The organism is Stenotrophomonas sp. CFBP8994 (assembly GCF_034044835.1).
GTDB classification, from domain to species: Bacteria; Pseudomonadota; Gammaproteobacteria; order Xanthomonadales; family Xanthomonadaceae; genus Stenotrophomonas; species Stenotrophomonas rhizophila_A.
Genome location: NZ_JAXCWT010000006.1, coordinates 59,703 through 82,036 on the forward strand (window position 1 = coordinate 59,703; position 22,334 = coordinate 82,036).

The 22,334-nt window shown below is 65.0% G+C and carries 18 protein-coding genes and 1 pseudogene; 7 read left to right on the plus strand and 12 right to left on the minus strand.

What is annotated here, in order from left to right; translation table 11 throughout:
- From SOM39_RS16455 to SOM39_RS16470, 5 genes and pseudogenes are all read right to left on the minus strand, one after another.
- The gene (locus SOM39_RS16455) at positions 1–996 is read right to left on the minus strand and encodes an aldo/keto reductase (protein WP_414715891.1); all 996 of its coding nucleotides are present in this window, start codon (positions 994–996) and stop codon (positions 1–3) included.
- A gap of 206 nt (positions 997–1,202) precedes the next feature.
- Positions 1,203–1,901, minus strand: coding sequence for a carboxymuconolactone decarboxylase family protein (locus tag SOM39_RS19305; protein WP_414715892.1), 699 nt, complete (start codon positions 1,899–1,901; stop codon positions 1,203–1,205).
- A pseudogene (locus SOM39_RS19310) lies at positions 1,875–2,357 on the minus strand ((R)-mandelonitrile lyase); the annotation flags it as partial. The pseudogene SOM39_RS19310 and the gene SOM39_RS19305, both read right to left, overlap by 27 nt.
- A 65-nt stretch (positions 2,358–2,422) precedes the next feature.
- A complete protein-coding gene (locus tag SOM39_RS16465; RefSeq protein WP_320458962.1) occupies positions 2,423–3,412 on the minus strand; it encodes an alpha/beta hydrolase in 990 nt (329 codons plus the stop codon).
- Positions 3,409–4,524, minus strand: coding sequence for an alpha/beta fold hydrolase (locus tag SOM39_RS16470; protein ID WP_320458963.1), 1,116 nt, complete (start codon positions 4,522–4,524; stop codon positions 3,409–3,411). Before SOM39_RS16470 ends, SOM39_RS16465 begins: the two co-directional genes overlap by 4 nt.
- A gap of 173 nt (positions 4,525–4,697) precedes the next feature.
- On the opposite strand from SOM39_RS16470, the gene SOM39_RS16475 reads away from it, so the two are divergent.
- From SOM39_RS16475 to SOM39_RS16485, 3 genes are all read left to right on the plus strand, one after another.
- A complete protein-coding gene (locus SOM39_RS16475) occupies positions 4,698–13,409 on the plus strand; it encodes a GH36-type glycosyl hydrolase domain-containing protein (protein ID WP_320458964.1) in 8,712 nt (2,903 codons plus the stop codon).
- Positions 13,406–13,657 (plus strand): hypothetical protein, encoded by a 252-nt coding sequence (locus SOM39_RS16480; RefSeq protein WP_320458965.1) that lies wholly within the window; start codon positions 13,406–13,408, stop codon positions 13,655–13,657. Before SOM39_RS16475 ends, SOM39_RS16480 begins: the two co-directional genes overlap by 4 nt.
- Positions 13,658–13,759: 102 nt before the next feature.
- Positions 13,760–14,257, plus strand: coding sequence for a ferritin-like domain-containing protein (locus SOM39_RS16485; RefSeq protein WP_095364086.1), 498 nt, complete (start codon positions 13,760–13,762; stop codon positions 14,255–14,257).
- A 195-nt stretch (positions 14,258–14,452) separates the two neighbouring features.
- Here SOM39_RS16485 and SOM39_RS16490 read toward each other — a convergent pair whose 3' ends face one another.
- The 3 genes from SOM39_RS16490 to SOM39_RS16500 form a co-directional block, all read right to left on the minus strand.
- The gene (locus SOM39_RS16490) at positions 14,453–14,866 is read right to left on the minus strand and encodes a hypothetical protein (protein WP_320458966.1); all 414 of its coding nucleotides are present in this window, start codon (positions 14,864–14,866) and stop codon (positions 14,453–14,455) included.
- A gap of 45 nt (positions 14,867–14,911) precedes the next feature.
- Positions 14,912–15,247 carry a hypothetical protein gene (locus SOM39_RS16495; RefSeq protein ID WP_320458967.1) on the minus strand — a complete coding sequence of 112 codons (336 nt, stop codon included), beginning with the start codon at positions 15,245–15,247 and terminating at the stop codon, positions 14,912–14,914.
- A 470-nt stretch (positions 15,248–15,717) separates the two neighbouring features.
- Positions 15,718–16,077 (minus strand): hypothetical protein, encoded by a 360-nt coding sequence (locus SOM39_RS16500; RefSeq protein ID WP_320458968.1) that lies wholly within the window; start codon positions 16,075–16,077, stop codon positions 15,718–15,720.
- A 217-nt stretch (positions 16,078–16,294) separates the two neighbouring features.
- Here SOM39_RS16500 and SOM39_RS16505 point away from each other — a divergent pair, with 217 nt between their 5' ends.
- Positions 16,295–16,870 carry a metal-dependent hydrolase gene (locus SOM39_RS16505; RefSeq protein ID WP_320458969.1) on the plus strand — a complete coding sequence of 192 codons (576 nt, stop codon included), beginning with the start codon at positions 16,295–16,297 and terminating at the stop codon, positions 16,868–16,870.
- A gap of 29 nt (positions 16,871–16,899) precedes the next feature.
- On the opposite strand, the gene SOM39_RS16510 is transcribed toward SOM39_RS16505, so the two are convergent.
- Positions 16,900–17,898, minus strand: coding sequence for an NAD(P)H-binding protein (locus SOM39_RS16510; protein WP_320458970.1), 999 nt, complete (start codon positions 17,896–17,898; stop codon positions 16,900–16,902).
- A gap of 91 nt (positions 17,899–17,989) precedes the next feature.
- Here SOM39_RS16510 and SOM39_RS16515 point away from each other — a divergent pair, with 91 nt between their 5' ends.
- From SOM39_RS16515 to SOM39_RS16525, 3 genes are all read left to right on the plus strand, one after another.
- A complete protein-coding gene (locus SOM39_RS16515) occupies positions 17,990–18,622 on the plus strand; it encodes a TetR/AcrR family transcriptional regulator (RefSeq protein ID WP_320458971.1) in 633 nt (210 codons plus the stop codon).
- Between the two features lie 304 nt (positions 18,623–18,926).
- Positions 18,927–19,382: a helix-turn-helix domain-containing protein gene (locus tag SOM39_RS16520; RefSeq protein ID WP_093536731.1), complete on the plus strand. Its 456-nt coding sequence runs from the start codon at positions 18,927–18,929 to the stop codon at positions 19,380–19,382.
- Positions 19,379–19,957 carry a PIN domain-containing protein gene (locus tag SOM39_RS16525; RefSeq protein WP_093536471.1) on the plus strand — a complete coding sequence of 193 codons (579 nt, stop codon included), beginning with the start codon at positions 19,379–19,381 and terminating at the stop codon, positions 19,955–19,957. Before SOM39_RS16520 ends, SOM39_RS16525 begins: the two co-directional genes overlap by 4 nt.
- A 652-nt stretch (positions 19,958–20,609) precedes the next feature.
- Here SOM39_RS16525 and SOM39_RS16530 read toward each other — a convergent pair.
- The 3 genes from SOM39_RS16530 to SOM39_RS16540 all read right to left on the minus strand — a co-directional run bounded on the left by SOM39_RS16530 (position 20,610) and on the right by SOM39_RS16540 (position 22,229).
- Positions 20,610–20,927 carry a hypothetical protein gene (locus SOM39_RS16530; RefSeq protein ID WP_320458972.1) on the minus strand — a complete coding sequence of 106 codons (318 nt, stop codon included), beginning with the start codon at positions 20,925–20,927 and terminating at the stop codon, positions 20,610–20,612.
- Between the two features lie 398 nt (positions 20,928–21,325).
- Positions 21,326–21,616: a hypothetical protein gene (locus tag SOM39_RS16535; protein WP_068852178.1), complete on the minus strand. Its 291-nt coding sequence runs from the start codon at positions 21,614–21,616 to the stop codon at positions 21,326–21,328.
- 118 nt (positions 21,617–21,734) lie between these two features.
- Positions 21,735–22,229, minus strand: a complete 495-nt coding sequence (locus SOM39_RS16540; RefSeq protein ID WP_141236270.1) for a hypothetical protein — start codon at positions 22,227–22,229, stop codon at positions 21,735–21,737.
- Positions 22,230–22,334: the final 105 nt, after the last annotated feature.

Below are 22,334 nucleotides of genomic sequence, written 5' to 3' on the forward strand. Positions count from 1 at the left end.
TCAACGCAGCGGCGCTTCCACGTCGCTGTAGGCCTGCACCGCGGGCGGAAGCCGTTCGCCCTGCACGGCTACTGCAGCGACGGCTCTGTTCAGCTCCCGCAGCTCGCTGGCGCTGAAGTGCACCTCGGCTGCCCCTATGTTGTCCAGCAGATGTGCCATCTGCGTGGTGCCGGGAATGGGAACGATCCATGGCTTCTGGGCCATCAGCCAAGCCAGGGCAATGCGCGCAGGCGTTGCCTGCTTGCGCTCAGCCCAGGCGGCGAGGATGTTCACCAACGCCAGGTTGTGTTCGATGTTGGCAGGGGTGAATCGCGTTTCATTGGCCCGGATGTCGCCCTCGGCAAACCGTGTGCGTCCATCAATGGCACCGGTGAGGAACCCGACGCCAAGCGGGCTCCAGGGGACAAAGCCGATTCCAAGCTCCTCGCACGCCGAAAGCACCTCCCGCTCCGGTCCGCGCCACAGCATCGAGTACTCGCTCTGCACAGCGGAAAGGGGCAGCGTGGCATGCGCACGTCGCAGGGTCTTCAGGCCCATCTCGCACAGGCCCCAGTGCAGGACCTTGCCTTGGGTCATCAGATCCTTGATCGCCCCGGCCACATCCTCGATCGGCACCTGCGGATCCACCCGGTGTTGGTACAGCAGGTCGATGCGGTCGGTGCGCAGGCGCTTGAGCATGCCTTCCACCACTGCCTTGATGTGCGCCGGCCGGCTGATCAGGCCCGGGCCACGCGCCCCGGTCTCAAGGTCGATGTTCCAGCCGAATTTGGTAGCAATGACAACATCATTGCGGAAGGGCGCCACACCCTCGCCCAGAATTCTTTCCACCTCATGCGGGCCGTAGGCTTCTGCCGCGTCGTAGAAGGTAAGGCCCTGATCGAACGCGGTACGGATGATGCGCAGCATCTCGGGGCGCGAGGGAATGGTGGTCTGGTAGGTGCGGCTCATGTTCTGCACGCCCAGGCCCACGCTGGATACTTCCAGCGTGCCCAGCATTCGGCGACCGGTCAGCGCGGGTGCTGCGGCACCCTGCGCTGAAGCAACAGCCCCGCGAACGGCAGCAGCCTCCGCCGATGGCGCGGCGGCGATCGTGCCGGTCAGCGGCAGCGCCGCCAACGTAGCGGCGCCAATCAACATGGAGCGGCGTTGTGGACTTGCAGGCAGTGTGCTCATGACGGTCTCCGGGATGATTGGCGTGGGTATCAGGGCGACGGCGCAGGTGTTTTTTCGAGCGCCTGCGCAGCTCGCGCAGCTGCGGCCGGGTCGCCGCTATCGGCCAGCAGCCGGGCCACGTGCTCCAGCTGTGCGCGGCTCAGCCCCAATCGCTGGCTGGCCGCCATGTGTGAACGCAGTTGGGCTTCCACGCCGGGCATGGCCGCCAACGCGCCCACCGTGGCCAGTTCGCGGCCTTGCCAGTCCAGGTTGTCGCGCTCGAAGATGTCGCCAAACAGGTGCGATTGCAGGAACTGGTTAATGACCGGGGCGAACTCCATCACCGGGCCCTTTACCGGCGCGCCGGAAATGCGGGTCTGGTTGGCTGTGCCCACGGCACGCAGCGCCGCGCCCACCGGAATCTCGCCGCTGGGTGGCTGGCCGGGCGCATCGGTAATACCCTTCCCTTTGCGCGCTTCCACCACCGCCATCAACTCGCCGAGGGCGTTGAGGCTTTTCGGGAAGCCGGTGTAGGCATACATCTGTACCAGGATTTCCTTGGCCTCGCTGATGCTGAGCCCGGCGTCCAGCCCGCGGTTCAGGGCCGCATTGAGCTGCGGGAGGTTGCTGGTAGCCGCAGCAGCGGCGATCAGCGGAATCGCCTGCTGCCGCGCCGACAACGCACCCGTAACCGGCACATCGAAGATCGCGGCGGCCTCGTTGTATTGCGCGTCACTTACCTGTTCCATCCACGTGACCGTCTTGCCCTCGGCCACGCCTGTGACCGCAAGATGGGTCATCGCGCTGTGCGGCGCCGCACCGTGCCAGTGCTTCACGCCGGCCGGGCACACCACCACATCACCAGGGTGGATCCGCTGTGCCGGTTTGCCCCATTCCTGCGTGAGCCCAACGCCCGACGTCACCACCAGGCGCTGCCCGGCAGGATGGGTATGCCAGGCCGAATGCGCGCCTGGCTCGAAGCTTACATACGCGGAGGAGGCTTCAACCTCTGCGTCGGCGGCAAACAGCGGGTCTACGCGGACCTTGCCGATGAAGTTTTTCGCTGGGCCTGCGAACGAAGCCTGCGTGCCGGCACGGGCAATCTGCTGCGTCGCAGATTCGGCCGCACCGGCGAACGGAGCGGCCACGCTCAGGGCAAGGCCAAGCACCGCGTTGCGGCCGGTGGAAGTGCGTTGATCGGTCATTGGGTCAGTGTCCGGGCGTAGAAGGTGTCGAGCTTGGCCACTGCGGCATCCACGTAGCGCGGTACCTAGTAGGTTTCGATATGGGTGGCACCATCGAGCAGCACCAGCTCCTTGTCGGTGGTGCCGGTTGCCTTGGCGAAGGCGTCCTGGGTCATGTACAGGCTGTCAGCCTTGCTGCCGGCGATCATCAGCAACGGCTGGTTGATCAGTTCGATCTGGTTGGTCGCGTCCCAGCGCATCAGGTCGAGCAGGCTGCTGGTGGTATAGCGGAACGTGGAATTGGGGTGCGCGTGGGTCTTCCAGTAGTACTCGTAGCCTTGCCGGTACAGGTCGAAGGGGAGCTTGGCGATCTGTTCGTCGGTCAGGTTGGCGTCACCGGAGTAAAGTACTTCGCCGCCAGCGGCCTCCTGTGCACGCGCCTGGGAGGCCTGTTGCAGGCGTTGCTGGAGGGTGTCCAGCTGCGAATCAGCATAGCCGTTGCGGCGCACGCGACCGGAATTGAACATGCTGATCGTTGCCACCGCCTTGAAACGCTTGTCGGTCTGGGCGGCCGCCAGCGAGTAGCCACCGCCGCCACAGATGCCCAGCAGGCCCAGGCGTCTGGTGTCCACCCAAGGGAATCGGCTGATGAAATCGGCCATGCCGTGGATGTCCTCGATGCGGTGCGCAGGTTTGTCCACGCTCCGGGGCTGGCCGCCACTTGCCCCCTGATAGGCGGCATCGGCGGTAATGGTGATGTAGCCCTGCTCGGCCAGACGCTGTGCATACAGACCAGCCACCTGCTCTTTGACCCCGCCATTGGGGTGGGCGATCACGATGGTGGGGTATTTCCGGGCGGCATCGAAGTTGGGCGGCGTGTAGAAATTGGCCGCGATCTCGATTCCATTCAGCGGATAGGTCACCGGATGGACATTGACCTCGCCGGGCACGTTCTGCGTGATCGCACCTTCGTAGGCCAGTTTGAACGGATTGAGCCGGTAGTCCGCAGCGGAGGCGGTGCCTGCTGCCAGGCCGAGGGATATTGCCAGCAGCGAGGCGCGCATCAGGTGCTTCATTCGTGGTGCTCCGTGCTCGTACCGTCCAGATGTTGCTTCTGCAGGAAATCGCTCACCAGGTCGGCGATCTGCACGTTGTTGAGGTCCGAGAACGGGAAATGGCTGTTGCCACGGATGCCGATCTCCGGCAGGTGGATCAGGGTGACATTCCCACCCTGACGGTTGACGGCGTCGCGCCAGGCGCGTGCCATTTCCAGGCGCGCCCGCCAGCTGTCCTGCGCGGGCATGCGCATCGGCTTTTCGGGAATGTTGTCGCCGTACAGCACCAGGATGGGGATGCGCGTCAGCGCCTTGAACTCCTCGGGCGAGACCACCACGGGTGCGACGGTATCGAAGGCGCTCGGAATGGGTGCCGGTGCATCGTCCTTGGCGAAGACGAAGCTGCTGCCGGGCTCGAAGGCAACGATGGCGCGCACGTTCGGGGTCTTGATTGCCGTCATCCAGCCTGGGCCGCCGGCCTGCGAATGGGTGAACAGGATCGCCGGCCCGGTCCTTTCCAGCAGAGCGACCACCCCATCGGAGACCACCCCGATGTCATAGGGGCCGGTGTTGGGCGTGACCGAGCGGAAGAACTGCTCAAGCGCGGCCTCGCCCTTGGGGAACTGGCTGTCACGAAAGTACTCGGGCCACAGGCCAATGCGGAACTGGTTGAACCACATCTGCTCGTCCGCCACGGGCTTCAGTGTGGACTCGACCATGCTTCGGCCAGCTTTTCCGCGCCGCGGCTGATCGATCAGATAGGTGGTGAAGCGACGACGCAGGAACAGGTTCTGGAAGCCCTCGCGACCGTCGGCCGTGGTTTCCCAGCTCTTGGACGACTGGCCCGCGCCGTGCCACATCACGATGGGCAACGGCCGCGCCTTCACCGGCACCTGGTAGAAGGCGTAGACATGATCGCCGTGGTAGCTCTGGCCATCCGGCTTGGTCGGCGCCAGCGGATCGAACGTGCCCGGCTGCTGCTGTACCGTGCCGCCGGCGATCACGCTGCCCTGTGATTGGATCTGCAGTGGCTCGCTGGCCATGGCGGTCGCGGCAAAGAGCACGGCCACAACACAGGTGAATGCAGTCCTCAGGCCCGCCACCGCAGTGGGGGGAATCGTGCGTGTCTGCATGTTCCACTCCGTGACAAAGGGGTCAGGAGAATCTACGTGCAGGGGATTGATGGAAAAAGCGCAGGAGTGGCATATGACTAATGCATGGGAGGTATATATGACCTTCACAGCGTGCACGTCCCCCCAAATGCAACGATGCAAGGCGCAACCTGCCTCCCCCTCCCCGGTATCCTATGCCCCACCTTCGCCGTCTTTTTGGCCGTTGGCTTCGCCTGCGGCGGCTTGTTCGTTGGCGCTGGCGTGAGCGCCAGGCCTCGGCCCCGGCCATTGAAGCCACCGAGGGTCCGCTGCGGGCCGCGCTCTACAGCGTTGAACAGATGGAGGTCTACGGCCGCGCGCTTGCGCGCCAGCACCGCGTGCGGATGCGGCCCAGCCCGGAGCGCCTGCTGGAACGTCTGCAGGCCAACGAACGCGTCCTTCAGGATGCCAACACCCTGCTCAGCAGCGTGGTGCGCGAGCAGCGCCCGGTCACCCCCGCCGGGGAATGGCTGCTCGACAACTATTACCTGGTCGAAGAACAGATCCAGACTGCGCGGCGCCACCTGCCGCGCGGCTACAGCCGGCAGTTGCCGTCGCTTGCCACCGGCCCTTCGGCCGGGTTGCCGCGGGTGTATGAACTGTCGATGCAGGCGATCGCACATGGGGATGGCCGGATAGACGGCGATACGCTGGGCCGCTTCATCGCCTCCTACCAGTCGCTCGCGCCGCTGAGCCTGGGCGAATTGTGGGCCGTCCCGATCATGCTGCGCCTGGCCCTGCTGGAGAACCTGCGGCGCATGGCCGCGCGGGTGATGCGCGACGGGGAAGACCGGCGCCTGGCCTCGCAATGGGCGGATGACCTCAATCGCGCGGCCTCCGACACCCCCACCGACGTGGTGCTGGTGGTGGCCGACATGGCGCGCTCCGAGCCGCCCTTGACCGGCGCGTTCATCGCCGAGCTGACCCGTTCGCTGCAGGGCCGCGGCGGCGCGTGGGCCATGCCCATCGCCTGGCTCGAACAGTGGGCAGCGGCATCCGGGCAGCGTATCGAAGAGCTGGTGGCCGCCGAGGGGCAGCAGCAGGCCTCCGACCAGGTGTCCATCAGCAACAGCATCGGCAGCCTGCGATTCCTGTCCACCATGGATTGGCGCACCTTTGTCGAAGACATGAGCGTGGTCGAGCAGCGACTGCGGGAAGATCCCATGGCGGTCTATCCGCAGATGGATTTCGGTACCCGCGACGCCTACCGCCACGTGGTGGAGAAGATCGCCCGGGGCAGCCGCATCGCCGAAGAGCGCGTTGCGACCATCGCGCTGGACCTGGCACGGGCCGCTACCCCGCCCGACGGGCCACGCACGCATGTGGGCTACTGGCTGGTCGGCGAAGGCCTGCATGCCACCGTTGACGCGGTGGCCGACGCAGCGCCACGCCACCGCAAGGCGCGGCGACTGGCGCACCGCGTGCCACTTGCGCTGTACCTGCTGCCGATCACCCTGCTGGCGGTGCTGGCCACGTGGGGCCTGCTGTCCACCGGCAGTGGCGAGGTTCCCATCTGGCTGGCTGCCCTGCTCGGGCTGCTGGTGTTCAGCGAGCTGGGCATCGTGCTGGTGAACTGGACCGCGACCGTGCTGGTTGCTCCCAAGCCGTTGCCCAAGCTGGATTTCAGCGAGGGCATTCCTGCGGCCTGCGCCACCGTGGTCGCGGTGCCGTCAATGCTGTCCAGCACCGACGGCATCGACGTCCTGGTCGAAGCGCTGGAGGTCCGCTTCCTGGCCAACCGCGATCCCCAGCTGCGCTTCGTGCTGCTGACCGACTTCCTTGACGCCGCAGAAGCGCAGTTGCCGACCGACGACGCCCTGCTCGCGCACGCGGTGCTACGGATCGAGGGATTGAACCAGCGTTACGCGTCCGAACGTGGCGATCGCTTCTACCTCCTGCACCGGCCCCGGCAATGGAACCCCAGTGAAGGCGTGTGGATGGGGCACGAGCGCAAGCGCGGCAAGCTGGCCGCGCTCAATGCCCTGCTCCGCCATGGCGATGGAAGCGCGTTCATGTGCATCGTCGGTGACGCGGAAGTGCTGCGCGGCGTCCGCTACGTCATTACCCTGGATTCGGATACGCAGCTGCCGCGCGATGCGGCGCGTGCGTTCGTCGCCACCCTTGCCCACCCGCTCAACCGGCCGCGTTTCGATCCAACGCTGCAACGCGTGGTGGAGGGTTACGGCATCCTGCAGCCCAGCGTGGGCACCAGCCTGGGCCGGCGCCGCACCTCGCGGTTTGCCCGGATGTTCGGCAGCGAACCCGGCATCGATCCGTATACCCGCATGGTCTCGGACGTCTACCAGGACCTGTTCGACGAAGGCTCGTTCGTGGGCAAGGGCATCTATGACGTCGACGCCTTCGAGCATGCGCTGGAGGGCCGCCTGCCCGAGAACCGCATCCTCAGCCACGACCTGCTGGAAGGCTGCTATGCCCGTGCAGGCCTGGTCAGCGACGTGCGCCTGTACGAGGACTACCCCGAACGCTACGCCGCCGACGCCAAGCGCCGTGCGCGCTGGATCCGCGGCGACTGGCAGCTTTTGCCCTGGCTGATGCCGTGGACCCCGCGCCCGGGATCAGGCTGGGAACGCAACCGGCTCAGCCTGCTGTCGCGCGGCAAGTTGCTGGACAACCTGCGCCGGAGCCTGGTGCCCCCCGCCGCGCTGGTCCTGCTGGTAGCGGGTTGGCTGTACGCCGAAAACCCGGCCGCATGGACCGCGTGGGTACTGGCCCTGTGGTTCGCGCCGCCGCTGATCGGCATGCTGCGCGATGCCCTGAGCGTGCCGGACGACACGCCGCTGGAAGCGCATTACATCAAGGTCGGGCGCGGCACGCTGCAGTCGTTGCTGCGCGCTGCCACGCAGATTGCCTGCCTGCCCTTCGAAGCACTGCTGGCCGGCGGCGCGGTGCTGCGCACGCTGTGGCGCATGGGCATCACACGCCGCCACCTGCTGCAGTGGAACCCCTCCAGCGAAGTCGAGCGCCGCCTGGGCGGCGACCGTGGCGCAGAATGGCGGGTGATGGCGCCGGGATCGCTGCTGGCGCTCGCGCTGGTGGCGGTAGTGGCCGTCCTGCGTCCGCAGGCGCTGCCGCTCGCCCTGCCCTTCCTGCTGGCGTGGACCTTCGCGCCCGCGTTGATGGCGTGGCTGGGCCGGCCGCCGGCCGAGATCGTCGCCGAACTGTCCGGCACGCAGCGGGCGTTCCTTGGCCGGCTGGCACGGCGCACCTGGTCGTTCTTCCAGGCCTGGGTGCGCGAACAGGATAACTGGCTGCCGCCGGACAACATCCAGGAGCATCCGGCGCTGGTGGTGGCGCGCCGCACCTCGCCGACCAACATCGGCCTGTCCCTGCTGGCCAACCTGTCGGCGTGGGACTTCGGTTACCTGCAGCAGGGCGCGGTCGCTGAACGCACGGCGCTCACGTTCGGCACGCTGGACCAGCTGCCGCGTCATCGCGGCCACTTCCTGAACTGGTACGACACCGAAACGCTGGCGCCGCTGCCGCCGCGTTACGTCTCCACCGTGGACAGCGGCAACCTGGCCGGGCACCTGCTTACCCTGCGCCAGGGGCTGCTCGCACTGGTGGACGCGCCGGTACTGGCGCCGCACACGTTCGATGGCCTGGCCGATACCCTCGGCGTGCTGGACGAGGAGCGGCAGCGCCTTCGCCCCGGTGACGCACCGCTGGCCGAAGCGCTCAACCACCTGCGTCATCGCCTGATGGCAACGCGTGCCGACCTGCCGCGCGGTGCTGCCGAAGCACTCGCCCGCCTGCATGAGCTGGCCGGTTTGGCCGACACCGTGCTGGCGCAGTGGCCGGCACCGGTATCGCCGCAGGACGGTGACCTGCACTGGCCGGCACTGTTCGCTGCCGAATGCCATGCCGCCTGTGCGGCGCTCGCCGATATCCCGGTCGATACCAGTGCGGATGCCGATGCGCCCGTACCCAGCCTGCGCCAGCTGGCCGCCCTGCCCGGTACGGCCGGTGCGGACGCACGCGCACGCATCGAGCAGCTGCAGGACCTGGCGCACCGCGCCGGGCAGTTCTCGCTGATGGAATACGGGTTCCTGTTCTACCGCTCCCGCAAACTGCTCTCCATTGGCTACAACGTAGACGACCACCGCCTCGACAACAGCTTCTACGACCTGCTCGCTTCCGAAGCGCGGCTGTGCGCCTTCGTGGCCATCGCCCAGGGGGAGCTGACGCAGGAGAGCTGGTTCGCCCTTGGCCGCCTGCTTACCGAGGTGAACGGCACGCCGACGCTGCTGTCGTGGAGTGGCTCGATATTCGAGTACCTCATGCCGCAGCTGGTGATGCCCAGCTACCCGGACACCCTGCTCGACCAGACCGCGCGGCATGCAGTGGAAGCGCAGATCGTCTACGGCCGCAGCCTGAACCTGCCATGGGGCGTGTCCGAGTCCGGCTACAACGCCGTCGATGCGCGCCTGAACTACCAGTACCGCGCGTTCGGCGTGCCGGGGTTGGGGCTGAAGCGTGGCCTGGGCCAGGATCGGGTCATCGCGCCTTACGCCAGCATGATGGCGCTGATGGTGGCGCCGGAAGCGGCCTGCCAGAACCTGCAGGCGCTGGAAGGATTGGGCTTCGCCGGGCGCTTCGGCATGTACGAAGCGATCGACTACACCCCCGCCCGGGTGCCGCCGGGGCACGACCACGTGCTGCTGCGGTCGTTCATGGCCCACCACCAGGGCATGGGCCTGCTGTCGCTGGATTACCTGTTGCGCGACCAGCCGATGCAGCGCCGCTTCGTGGCCGATGTTGAATTCCAGGCCACGCTGCTGCTGCTGCAGGAGCGCATCCCGCGCATCGGCGTGTTCCATCCGCATGAGGTCGAAGCGCTGGGCGAGCACGCCGACATGGCGCATCACGAGACTGCCCTGCGCGTGCTGCGCAAACCTGGCGGACCGCGCCCCGAAGTGCAGCTGCTGTCCAATGGTCGCTACCACGGCATGCTCACCCACGCCGGCGGCGGCTACAGCCGCCACGGCGACCTGTCGCTCACGCGCTGGCGCGAGGACGGTACCACCGATGCCTGGGGCACGTTCTGCTACCTGCGCGACGTGGACAGCGGCGAGTTCTGGTCGGCCGCCTACCAGCCCACCTGCGTGCCGCTGGACAACTACGAGGCCATCTTCACCGACGCCAAGGCCGAATTCCGTGGCGCGCTGCATGGCTGCGAGAGCCACCTGCAGGTGGCCATCTCCGCCGAGGACGACATCGAACTCCGGCGCCTGCGCCTGACCAACCGCAGCCGTCGCACGCGCACCGTGGAAATCACCACCTATGCCGAAGTGGTGCTGGCACCGGCGGCGGCTGACGATGCGCACCCGGCCTTCAGCAACCTGTTCGTGCAGAGCGAGATCGTGGCCGCCAAGCAGGCCGTGCTCTGCACGCGGCGGCCGCGCTCGCACGACGAAGTGCCACCGTGGATGTTCCATCTGGTCGCCGTGCATGACGCCGACGTGGCGTCGATCTCCTACGAAACCGACCGGGCGCGCTTCCTCGGGCGCGGCAACACGCCGCGCACGCCGCAGGCATTGACCACCGACACCGACCTCTCCGGTTCGGACGGCTCGGTGCTCGACCCGATCGTGGCCATCCGTGTGCGCGTGGTGCTGGAGCCCGAGCAGACCGTGCAGCTGGACATGGTCTATGGCATCGGTGCCGACCGTCCCGGTTGCGAGGCCTTGCTGGACAAATACCGTGACCGCCGCCTGGCCGACCGCGTCTTCGACCTGGCCTGGACACACAGCCAGGTGGTACGCCGGCAGATCAATGCCACCCAGGCCGAGGCGCAGCTCTATGAGCGCCTGGCCAGCCACGTGCTGTATGCCAATCCACTGCTGCGCGCGGGCGCAAGCGTGCTCCAGCAGAACCAGCGCGGACAATCCGGGCTGTGGGGCCATGCCATCTCGGGCGACCTGCCCATCGTGCTGCTCAAGGTTACCGACGCAGAGAACGTGGAGCTGGTCCGGCAGCTGGTGCAGGCGCATGCCTATTGGCGCCAGAAGGGCCTCAACACCGACCTGGTGATCTGGAACGACAGCAAGGCGGGCTACCGGCAGGAGCTGCAGGACCAGATCCTGGGCATGGTGGCCGCCAGTTCGGAGACGGGCCTGCTCGACCGCCCCGGCGGCATTTTCGTGCGGCCCGTGCAGAACATGACCCACGAAGACCGCATCCTGTTGCAGGCCGTAGCGCGTGCGGTAATCAGCGACGAGGATGGCACCCTCGTGGCGCAGGTGGGGCGCCAATCCACTCCCGCGAAACGGATTCCGGCGTTGGTGCCGCAGGCGGTGCAGGCGGAACTGGAACTCTCGATGGAGGAGACGACGGGGTTGCCCCTCATCGCCGAGCTGGGCCCGGAGGCCGGCCTGCCCCCGCCCCCAGCGCACGACGAAGACATGGACGACCCGTGGCCGTTCCTGCCCTACCGTGGCGCCGGCCAGTTCGACAACGGCACTGGCAGCTTCAGCGAGGACGGCCGCGAATACGTGGTGGTGCTGCGCGAAGGCGCGCCGACCCCGGCACCGTGGGCCAACGTGATCGCCAATGCCCGCCTGGGCACGGTGGTCAGCGAGAGCGCGCCCGGCTACACATGGTTCGAGAACGCGCACGAATTCCGTTTGACGCCTTGGCTCAATGACCCGGTGTCCGACACCGGCGGCGAAGCCTTCTACGTGCGCGACGAGGATACCGGTCGCGTCTGGTCGCCGATGCCGCTGCCGCGCCGGGGCACCGGGGCGTACCGTACGCGTCACGGATTCGGCTACACGGTGTACGAACACTTCGAGGACGGCATCGTCAGCGAGCTGTGGGTGTTCGTCGACGTCGCCGCGCCGCTGAAGTACTCGGTGCTGCGGCTGCACAACCTGTCGGGCAGGCCGAGGCGGCTGTCGGCCACCGGTTACGTGGAATGGGTGATGGGTGACCTGCGCGCGAAGTCGCGCATGCACGTGGTCACCGAACGCGACCCGCAGACCGGCGCGCTGCTGGCGCGCAATACCTACAGCACCGATTTCGGCGGCCGCATGGCCTTCTTCGATACCGATGCCGAGGGCTGCGGCTGGACCTGCGACCGCCTGGAGTTCATCGGCCGCAACGGCGGCCTGCATGCACCGGCGGCGTTGCGCCGCGAGCGCCTGGGTGGGCGTTCCGGCGCCGGCCTGGATCCCTGCGCGGCGCTGCAGGTGCCGCTGGAACTGGCGCCGGGCGAGCGCAGTGAAACCACGTTCCGCCTGGGCGCCGGCCGCGACCGCGACGAAACGCTCGCGCTGGTGCGTGGCCGCCAAGGCGCCCACGAAGCCAACGATGCGCTGGACGCCGTGCGCATCCACTGGCGCCATGTGCTGGCCAGCGTGCAGGTGCGCACCCCGGATCCGGCGCTGGACGCGCTGGCCAATGGCTGGCTGGTCTACCAGACCTTGGGCAGCCGCTACCTGGCGCGCAGTGGCTACTACCAGTCCGGCGGCGCGTTTGGTTTCCGTGACCAGCTGCAGGATGTGCTCGCACTCATCCACGCCCGGCCGGATCTGGCCCGCGAACACCTGTTGCTGTGCGCTGCCCACCAGTTCGCCGAAGGCGATGTGATGCACTGGTGGCACCCGCCGCAGGGGCGTGGCGTGCGCACCCGGTGCTCGGACGACTATCTCTGGCTACCCCAGGGCGCATGCCGCTACCTGGAGGTCACCGGCGACGCCACCGTGCTGGACGAAATGGTCGGCTTCATCGAAGGCCGCGCAGTCACGCTGGAAGAGGAAAGCTACTACGACATGCCGACCCCTTCGGCACTGCGTGGCACGATGTATGCGCACTGCGTGTTGGCGCTGGAGCGCGGTTGCCGGTTGCTCGGCGAACGCGGCATTCCGTTGATGGGCAGCGGCGACTGGAACGACGGCATGAACCGCGTCGGCGACCAGCAGCGCGGCGAGAGCGTGTGGTTGGGCTTCTTCCTGCATGACACGCTTCGCCGCTTCATCGCCCTGGCCAATGCGCGTGGCGATGAACACCGTGCGCACTGGTGCCAGGAGCAGGCTGACACCCTGCGCCAGAACCTCGAACAGCATGCCTGGGACGGGGAATGGTATCGCCGCGCGTGGTTCGACAACGGCACGCCGTTGGGCTCGAAACAGAGCGAGGAGTGCCGCATCGATTCGATCTCCCAGAGCTGGTCGGTGCTCTCCGGCGTTGCCGCGCCCGAGCGTGCCCAGCAGGCGCTGGATTCGCTGTATACGCACCTGGTGCGAAAGGACGCCCAGCTGATCCAGCTGCTGGATCCGCCCTTCGACAAGACGTCGGAAGACCCGGGATACATTCGGGGTTACGTACCTGGCGTGCGCGAGAACGGCGGCCAGTACACCCACGCAGCCGTGTGGGCAGCGATGGCCTTTGCACACCAGGGCGATGCGGCCCGAGCCTGGGAGTTGGCTGGCATGATCAACCCCTTGAACCACGCGCTGGACCCGGAGGCGGTCCAGACCTACCGCGTTGAACCCTATGTGTTGGCCGCCGATGTGTACGCGGTATCGCCGCACGTGGGCCGAGGCGGATGGACCTGGTACACCGGTTCGGCCGGTTGGATGTATCGCCTGCTGGTCGAATCCCTGCTAGGCATCCGCCGCCAGGGCGACCGGCTGTCGCTGGCGCCCTGCCTCCCCGACCACTGGCCGTCGTTCGAGCTGAGTTACCGGTTCGGTCGCAGCCGCTACGAGTTCGTGGTGACCCGCACTGCGCGGGGGCAACCCACCCTGCATGTGGATGACGTGCTGCAGCCGGACCTGACCGTCCAGCTCCGCGACGATGGTCACCACTACCGTGTGGCGCTTGATCTGGAGGCGCCGTCGGGATGAGCCTGCGACCCGAGATCCAGGAACGGCTGGATGCGCTGGATGAGATGCTGGCGCAGTGGTTGGCGCACACGCGCCATCCGGCGCAGTTCTGGCCGCAGTTTGAACAGCTTGCAGCGGAGATTCTCGACCAGTGTGCGGACACGGAAAGAAGCGAGATGTACGCGCGCATCAAAGCCATGCTCAAGGGCCATGCACTGGAGCTTCCGCCGTGGCATGAACGGGTCGATGGTCCGCCGTCTGAAAAGTGACGCGCCGGTCACTGTGTAGAACACTTCACAGACCTGCGCGCGGAGCTCACGGGAAGGGGCATAGGTTCGGTGCTTCACTCAGCACCCACCCGGAGAACCATGATGGCGATCAAAACCGCAGAAGACCTGTTCATCCACGAGCTGTCGGACATCTACAGCGCCGAAAAGCAGCTAACCAAGGCATTGCCGCGCTTGGCCCGTGCAGCGACGAATCCGGACCTGGCGGCCGCGTTCGAAACCCACCTGGAGGAAACCCAGGGCCAGATCGAGCGCATCGACAAGGTGGTGGAACTGCTCGGCATCCGGCTCAAGCGCATCAAGTGTGCTGCCATGGAAGGGCTGGTGGAGGAAGGCAAGGAGGCCATCGACAGCATCGAGGAAGGCCCCGTGCGCGATGCCGCCCTGATCGGCGGCGCCCAGAAGGTTGAGCACTACGAGATCGCGTCCTACGGCACGATCGCCGCGCTCGCAAAGCAGCTCGGCTACAAGGACGCGCTGCCGCTTCTGCTGGAAACCCTTGCAGAAGAAAAGGCAACTGATGAGAAGCTGACGATGATCGCCAAGTCCGGGGGCAACGCCAAGGCCGCGCAGGCGGCCTGAACCGGTAGTGCATCACCAGGGAGCGGCCTGACTGGCCGCTCCGACTCATTGACTGCGGGCACGGCGTAATACCCACATTCCCGCGGGCCACAGCAGCAGGTGTGCAGCGGCGGAGCTGGAGAGCAGCACGCCCAGCAACACCGCGCCTGCGGCCGACTCGCTGCGAGCCTTGCCTTTGGATGCTTGGCGACAACTCTAGTGCAGTAACGAAACGCCGGGTTCGCTCGACAGTATTTCCCGCAGATCAGCATCCAGTCGCCGTATGGACGATGCGGCGTCAACCCGCCCAAACAAGCGAGCCAGCCACCGCCTCTCAGCAGCTGGGAAGCAGTGCCAGACGGGCGACTCCGTTTGTGGCGGGAACGCCTCAGGCTCGGCTTCATCAGCGTCCAAGCTTCCGCAACCCACCCACAACAGGAAGGGCTTGGTCTGGCAGATGACGCACCAGCCCCAATCCTCTGCGACAACCCTTTCAATGACATAGCCGCGCTTCTCAAGCCGTGACTGGAGCCAGAGCGCGAGTTGCCGTCCGTTTCTCTGCGGGCTGGACGTATCCTGCACGTCAGGCTCGATATCGAACAACGAGGAGCTGAACCAGTATCCGTTCACGTGGGTGCGCTCCTTGCTCCGGACGACCAGCAACGACTGCCTGACTCAGTTGTCAGGGGTCACACTGAGCTCTGCCCTGCTCTGGCGCAGCTTCTGGACACGAAGTTGATGCGCCTTGTCTGTCCTGAACTTGAAGAAGAAGTAAGTAGCAACCAAGGCGATGATGAGCGGCGGTGTGATGTTGCGACCGAGGGCGTATCCCATCTGGAATGAATCAAGGGTGGAGTTCCACGACGTGTAGATGCTCCAGATTGCGAAGGCTGCAAACAGTGCAAGGTAGAGGCCTGCGCCGTTGAACACCAATCGGCGCGCCATCATGTTGATGACCTTGCCAATACCCAGGCATACGAAAAGGACGATAGCGAAACCGATCAATTCCATTGACTTCCCCTGCGCGGTCAAGTTACTGAAACAGGACGAGCCGCGACGCGGCTTCGACTCTCATGAACTACCAAGGAAACACGCTGCGGCAGGATCCCCCCGGGCCGATGCCCGATCTTAGAGCAGGCGCGGCCGGCCAACAAGCGAGCGCAGATCGCCCGCTCCAAGCGACATTCTCAAGCCGTTACTCAGGCGACATCAACGTAACAACCCCCGGTCCCAATAGGGCTCAGGCCCAATACGCTCCACCAGCCAGTCGATGAAGACCAGAACCGTGGGCGCCAGTTCCCGTGCGCTCGGGTAGCTCACGCTCGCTTCATGGCATCACTGGAGCCGTTCCTGGCTGCCGAGCCGTTCGTCATCCCTGTCCCAAACTGCGGCAGATCTGGCTGACCCAGTTCCGCGTAGCTGCATCAGCTTGAACGCATTCCCGGACCTATCCTCCGGTTCAACGCCCGTTGGGCCGGATCCTACTTCAACATATCCAACAATTCCTTGTCTTCATGAGGCTGCGCCCACGTGGACAGCCAGCAGAAGCTAACCCCACTGCGCATGGCGGCAGTTTGGAACGCAGCGAGCTCTTCCTTCGTGACCGGGTACTCGACCGGATCAAAGTGGAGAAGCGCCCACGGCCTGACGAATGAGAAGCCGGTCTTGAGCTCCGAGAAGATTGCTTTCAGCTCAATCCGGATGGCGCAGAATTCCTTGGTCGGACCCGTTCGATTGCCAAGGGCGTAGCACTGGCGACGAATGGCTCTGTCTCCACCGACGGCGCGGGCAGTGAAGTGGTCTTGGTGCACCTGGACATAGAAAAACTGACGGCGAAACATCCTCATCCCCTGCCCAACCCCGGATTCAAGCCGAGCCGCAAAGTTCATCTGCTGCGAGCCTAGTTCAGTTGCCGGTTTCCCCACAACTGGCCCCGCCAACAGGCGCTCCTGATCCCCTGCCCCGCTCGGCTCAGGCTTCACCCCCGCCACACACAGGCACCATCAGCCGCCCATGCGGGAGGGTCAAGCTCGCTGCTGATCACCAACAACTGAATCGATGTCTTCCATCGTGGCCCATGCTTCGGCAGGACTCACAATGTACCTGTGCTGCAACGCGCAGCAACGCGGTTCGTCGCGCTGGGCGGCGGTTCCTTTCGTTGCCTTGGCTGTGGGGCCAGATCTGGACTACTTCGCTGTCTGGTTTTTCGACTACGCGGCAGATCCCCGGTTCAGTCACAGCCTGCCCTTGGCGGTAGGTGCCGCGCTTTTCGTCAAACTCACCCTGTCGCGGTTTGTCACCGCGAACCTCAAGCTCAAATGGTTGCTGGCCGCCGGGATCTCCCACACGCTGCTCGACCTACTGGTGGGTGCGCATCCTGTTCCGCTGTTCTGGCCTCTCGCTGGTGGAGTCAACATCCCGGCCGGCGTTCTTCCAAGTGCAGGATCGCTGGCGTTCGACAACTTCTATCTCTGGCGGAACCTGTTGATCGAGCTCGGCGTGCTGGGTCCAGTATTCGCGCTCCTGATCGCTGCGTCCGGCCGCCTCAGGTTCCGGGAGCTTGCCGGGTGGACGCTGCTTGTCCTCCCGGCCTGGGCCGCATTTCTGACCTGGTCGATTGCGCTGGCGAGATAGGCGGCTGAGATGTTCCTACTGGGCGCCAGTCACTCAATCGAAACAGCAAATGGTGTGGGGCTCAGCGCAGCCAGAAAATCCCGGGCGTCGAAGGCCTGGCCCAGCGTAAGCGCGCCGCAGCGACTGAAAGAGGAGGACAGAATACGCGCGGCAGCCTCAGCCACCAGAGGCGCAGATACGGCGTAGATGTCCTGGCCTTGGGCAACAGCACGACCCGTGCCGTACTTTCCCACGGCGACAACTTCCATCGCGAACTGCTGCGCGGAGCGTCCCGCCTGGTCAACTGCGGTTGGCGCCGGTGTGCCTTCGTTGCGTACGTCGTTCAGCGCACTCTCTCCCAGGTAGCTGCGGATCCTGCTGGCGGGAAGGTGGCGGGAAAGCGTGATGATCTCACTGAAGGGCAACTCCACCACAACCTGTCTCCCATGCGGGCTTGCGAACACCCAGTCGATGCGGGAAGCGGGTGTCGGGAGAGGTACGAGCTCACCCCCTTCAACCACGACGCGCGGCACGTTGTTGCGTTCACCGGTCCTGCGCGTGCCTTCCGTGGGCCACCAGTGATCAAGTGCCACCGCAGTTGTGATCTCTTCCACCGTCCCATCGCCGACCAGCGCTGTGGCGAGCACGTCTGCAAGGCCGCCATAGAACCCGGCTGCAGGGATCACCACCACGCCCGCCTGCACCGCAGCGCCGTCGAACATGTCCAACGTAGCCTTCGCGCTGGCCTGTTCAGCGGTGACGTCCAGGTAGGAGCAACCCGCGCCAAGGGCCGCGGTCACTACCGGCTCGGCGGAATCCAGGAACGGCCCCGCACAGTTGATGACCACCGCGCACCCTTCAAAGGCCATTTTCAGCGTCGTTTGATCGTTCAATTCGGCTACCCGACCCAGAACCCCGGGTGGAAAGCGCGTGCTATCCCGCCCCACCGCAACGACCGGGATTGAACGCCTACGCAGTTCGGCTACGACGAATCGGCCCGTGTGGCCGCCCGCCCCGTACACCGCAACGCTTGATTGTTTACGCTCCATGCCCCTCTGCCTTATGCGATACAGACCTGTCTGTTCTCTAAAGACTACGGACAGGTCTGTATCATGTCAAGCAAACTGGAGCCAGCATCCCATGACTATCTCTCAGCGAACCGACGCCACGCCCCGCACTCGACCGGAGCCGTCCAAGGACCTGCGCGAGCACATCCTTGAAACCGCCTCGGCGCTTTTCTATGCCCAAGGCGTGCGCGCGGTGGGGGTTGACCTGGTGATCCGTGAAGCAGGTGTCGCCAAGACCAGCCTTTACCGCTACTTCCCTACCAAAGATGACCTGATCGTGGAGTTCCTCAAACGCGAGGACATGGAATTCTGGTCGGAGTGGGCGTCGGTCGCCCGGCGCCACGAGGACGACCCCATGGGCGAGCTCGAATCGCATATGCGCTGGATAGGCGCACGGCTTGCACGTGAGAACTACCGTGGCTGCCCGCAGATCAACGTAGCGGCAGAGTTTGCAGACCCGCAGCATCCGGCACGGGGCGTCGCGCGCGCGCACATGCAGGCGCTGCGCAAAGTGATGGATGCACTGGCACAGCGAATGGCAGTTGAGCACCCGCAGCAGCTAGGTGGCCAACTGGCGTTGCTGGTCAATGGCGCGTTCGTAAGCGGCGGCCTGCTCAGGCCGGAGGAGGCCACAGACGTGCTGCTCGCGTCTGCGCGCGCGCTTTGCGGAGTCGCTTATCACAGCAGTGCCTCCACGCGGCTATAGTCCACCGGCTGCTTCGTCGCTGCATGTCGAATGCAATGCGGCCGCACCCCAGCTTTCGCTCTGCGACCGGGGTTGCTCTGGCTGCGGCGGGCGCATTGACGGAAAGCACGCGTGCTCCCAGCTTTTTCTCCACGTTCAGCCAGTGCGTGGCGCGATGACTAGTGCCTGAAACCACAGCCCCCGGCGGCGCTACATTCAGTGACCGTCTCCCCCCCGACGTTTCGAATATTGCGAATTGCGAATATTTCGAATAGAATGGCGTTCCAAGTCGCACCCTTTGGCTGTGCCCGCGACGGAGAAGACCATGACCCCACAAGTAACCCTTCCTCGCACCCAGGATATCGAAGCGGCCACGACCGCTCAGCGTGAGCTGGCTGCTTATCTGGCCACCGGATTTGAGACCAAACTGGTCCAACTGGTCGACTCTCAGGGCCGGCTCCACCCGATCCAACTGCCGATGGCGGCCCTGCAGCTGCTCAGCGAAATCCTATCGGAACTGGCGGATGGCAACGCCGTGAAAATCGTGCCCGTACATGCGGAGCTGACTACCCAGGAAGCGGCTGATCTTCTTAATGTATCGCGCCCCTATCTGGTCAAGTTGCTGGAGACCGGCAAGCTTGCCTTCCACAAGACAGGCAAGCACCGCCGTATTCGCTTCGATGACCTGATGACGTATAAGCAGGCGCGCGATGAGGCAAGTCAGTCGGCCTTGGACAACCTGGCCGCCGAGGCCCAGGAACTGCGAATGGGTTACGAGTGAACAGCTCTACATTCACGGCGGTATTTGACGCATGCGTACTATACCCCGCGAACGTCCGCGACCTGCTGATGCGGCTGGCCTGCACCCGCTGCTTTCGCGCACGCTGGAGCGGGGACATCCATGACGAATGGATACGCAACCTTTTGGCGAATCGTCCCGACCTCACGCGGGAACGGCTCGACCGTACAGCACAGCAAATGAATGATGCCGTTGAAGACTGTCTGGTGGCCGACTACGCGCCATTGATTGACGGCATTGAGGGTCTGCCTGATCCAGGCGACCGGCACGTTGTAGCGGCGGCCATTCGCTGCGGCGCCAGCGTCATCGTCACCTACAACCTCAAGGACTTTCCCGCAGCAGCGTTGGAACGCTGGGGGCTCGAAGTACAACACCCGGACGAGTTTGTGGAGAACGTATTCGATCTGCACCAAGCCCAGGTATTAGGCGCGGTGCGGAACATGCGCCTCGCGCTCAAGAGCCCGCCCTTGACTATAGAAGAGCTCTTCAACGTATTGCTTAAGGCAGAACTCGCTCAGACGGTGAAGTGCCTTGAGGGCTACAAGGCGATGCTCTAGTGATGGTGGTTACAGCTTACGCAGGCCTGACTGTCATATCTTGCAGACTCCAATCTCCTGTGGCCAGGCTACCGGTCTGACTCCATTACTTACCTAGCACACGCTTGAATACTCAATCTGCCAATCAATGGTGGAAAGTCGCCACTGGAGGGGAACTGTGAACATAGTGACCGTCGAAGATGCGCTAGACCAGTTCCGCGCTCTTGCCGGAGCGAGGAAGTTTGACGTTTCGGACGAGCCTTCGTCGATGACCTCGACGGGCTCCACTACCACGGTAAGAGTTGGAAATGCGAAATTACAGCTTACTTGTGGCGGCGCGGACGGAGTATTGCTCCTGCAGATAAGTCACGGCCCTACTGATGGTCCGCCGTCAGGCTGGCTTGAGCTATTCCGCTCAAGGTGCACGAGCGGCTCATTTCGAGATGCTGACCTGGCCGTGGCCGAAGTCAGCTTCCTTTCCTCCGTCGAATACGGACTAGAGCTCATGCTCCCTCGGGGAGCCACTGAGAGCACATAGCTGCTCGCGCAAGCTACTGCTGGCGACCAATCCTCAATGAGCAAAGCAGTCAGGCGTCATCAGGCCAAGCTCGTCTCCACCCGATGTCCGACTCCGGCAAGAGGCGGACACCCAACGACTCGCGCTGCTGGAACTTCACTGCATATCGAGTGTGATGTGGCCGCGCCCCAGCTTTCGATATGCAACAACAGTTGCACTGGCTGCGGCCGGCGCATCCACGGAAAGCACGATTACGCCCGGCTTTGTCTCCACGTACAGCCGAGTGCCAGGCTCGATGCCTAATGCGTGAATCCACAGCCCGCGTAGCTTCAGGCAAGGAATGGGTGGACAGCCGGGAAACGTAACAAGGCCGTCGTGGTGCAGCGCGTTGGTCATGACGCTCTTGGGCTTGCGCCACCAGAGCTTTTGACTGGCGGCTGCACTGGAGGATGCGTCGGTGGAATGGCTGGACATGGTGGAACCTCCGTTGGGGAGTGTCCCCCGCCGGGATGGCGAGGGAGTCGGGAGGTTAAGAACCGCGTGAACCGGCGCAACGTATTTCCGCGAAGGTGTTTTATTTCGTCACCCTCCCGACATAGCACGTCTTGATTGCATCGTTTCACGGGAGTTCTTACGCTCCGAGCCACAACCATGTCGCGGACGTGAGCATAGCGGAAGTTGTTTTGATCTTTCGATCAGCCGTGTTTGATCTGCGCCATCTATGCGTGGCGAGGAATGGGCCGTTTTCGCGCAATTCCGTGCCGTTCGGCTCGTTTTCGTCGGCACCAGATCACATGAGAGGCGTTAGCCGATTCAAAGACGTGCGCCGCGGAGATTCCGAACGCGTGACGCATTCGACGCACGGTGCGCGATCAAGCGCGCGTCAGCGCAATCCAGCGGTAGCCCACGTAGACGCCAACCGCGACGACCGGCCCAAAGCTCATCCACAGCGGCAGCTTGAGCACGAAGACCATGATGCTGCCGACAGCCAAAGCCAGGATCGACAGGCCGATCACCCAGGCATTGAACACAGCCGTATCCGCCGCATCCTCACGCCACGAGTTCGCCGCCCGGCCATTCGCGGCCCGCTGCCGGCGAAGCACCCAGATGTCGGTCACGAAATCGACAATGCCTTCCAACAGGTCACCGATGAAGCCAGACATGGTCAATCCTTGGATGCAGGCTGAATACGCCGATCTTCAAGGCTGCCCCACTGGCCCGTCAAGTGCCCCGCCGGGGCAGGCGTACACCCACCTGCCCCGGGCCTCCCCCGCCGTTGTGTCAGGGGCTGTCGCGGCGGATGCCCAGCGCCACGGCTTCGGTATAGGAAATCTTGAGCAGGTCGCCGCGCTTTACGCTGGGGAGCTTGGCCCGCAGGTCTTCGCGCTCCACCGCAATGATCTGGGTGTTGCCGCGCGGCCCTCGCAGCGCAATGGTGTTGGCCACCGGGTCCACGGCCGCCACCTCGGTGACGATCTCGATGGTGTTCGAACGCGCCCCGCCTGGCGTGGCGCCGCGGATCGGCACGGTACCGGCCTGAGACTGGGTCACGCCGACCGGCGCGCTGCCTGCCGGCTGCAGGTCCAGGGCGACGGCGGCCTGGTAATCCAGGGTGACCTTGTCGCCCACCTTCAGCTGGTTGAAGTTGCGCACGTCGGCGCCGGCGATGAAGTCCAGGCTGCCCCCGTCGGCACCGGTGACCGTCACCGCGCGGGTGCGGGTATCGATGGCGGTGATCTGCCCCTGCAACGTCACCCCGGCAGAAGCCGCTGTCATGGGGCCCGGCAACGCCCGGGGCGCAGGCGCTGAAGGTTCAGCCGGCGGCGGAGTGCTCTGGCACCCGCTGGTGGCGAGCGCTGCAACGATAAGCGTGACGGAGGA

Coding starts and splice junctions, on each gene's coding strand:
- SOM39_RS16475 (WP_320458964.1), top strand. CDS start 4,698: ATGCCCCACCTTCGCCGTCTTTTTGGCCGTTGGCTTCGCCTGCGGCGG.
- SOM39_RS16455 (WP_414715891.1), bottom strand. CDS start 996: ATGCTGGGCACGCTGGAAGTATCCAGCGTGGGCCTGGGCGTGCAGAAC.
- SOM39_RS16495 (WP_320458967.1), bottom strand. CDS start 15,247: ATGGAATTGATCGGTTTCGCTATCGTCCTTTTCGTATGCCTGGGTATT.
- SOM39_RS16505 (WP_320458969.1), top strand. CDS start 16,295: ATGTCTTCCATCGTGGCCCATGCTTCGGCAGGACTCACAATGTACCTG.
- SOM39_RS16470 (WP_320458963.1), bottom strand. CDS start 4,524: ATGCAGACACGCACGATTCCCCCCACTGCGGTGGCGGGCCTGAGGACT.
- SOM39_RS16540 (WP_141236270.1), bottom strand. CDS start 22,229: ATGACAGCGGCTTCTGCCGGGGTGACGTTGCAGGGGCAGATCACCGCC.
- SOM39_RS16465 (WP_320458962.1), bottom strand. CDS start 3,412: ATGAAGCACCTGATGCGCGCCTCGCTGCTGGCAATATCCCTCGGCCTG.
- SOM39_RS16535 (WP_068852178.1), bottom strand. CDS start 21,616: ATGTCTGGCTTCATCGGTGACCTGTTGGAAGGCATTGTCGATTTCGTG.
- SOM39_RS16480 (WP_320458965.1), top strand. CDS start 13,406: ATGAGCCTGCGACCCGAGATCCAGGAACGGCTGGATGCGCTGGATGAG.
- SOM39_RS16500 (WP_320458968.1), bottom strand. CDS start 16,077: ATGTTTCGCCGTCAGTTTTTCTATGTCCAGGTGCACCAAGACCACTTC.
- SOM39_RS16530 (WP_320458972.1), bottom strand. CDS start 20,927: ATGTCCAGCCATTCCACCGACGCATCCTCCAGTGCAGCCGCCAGTCAA.
- SOM39_RS16510 (WP_320458970.1), bottom strand. CDS start 17,898: ATGGAGCGTAAACAATCAAGCGTTGCGGTGTACGGGGCGGGCGGCCAC.
- SOM39_RS16485 (WP_095364086.1), top strand. CDS start 13,760: ATGGCGATCAAAACCGCAGAAGACCTGTTCATCCACGAGCTGTCGGAC.
- SOM39_RS19305 (WP_414715892.1), bottom strand. CDS start 1,901: ATGGAACAGGTAAGTGACGCGCAATACAACGAGGCCGCCGCGATCTTC.
- SOM39_RS16515 (WP_320458971.1), top strand. CDS start 17,990: ATGACTATCTCTCAGCGAACCGACGCCACGCCCCGCACTCGACCGGAG.
- SOM39_RS16520 (WP_093536731.1), top strand. CDS start 18,927: ATGACCCCACAAGTAACCCTTCCTCGCACCCAGGATATCGAAGCGGCC.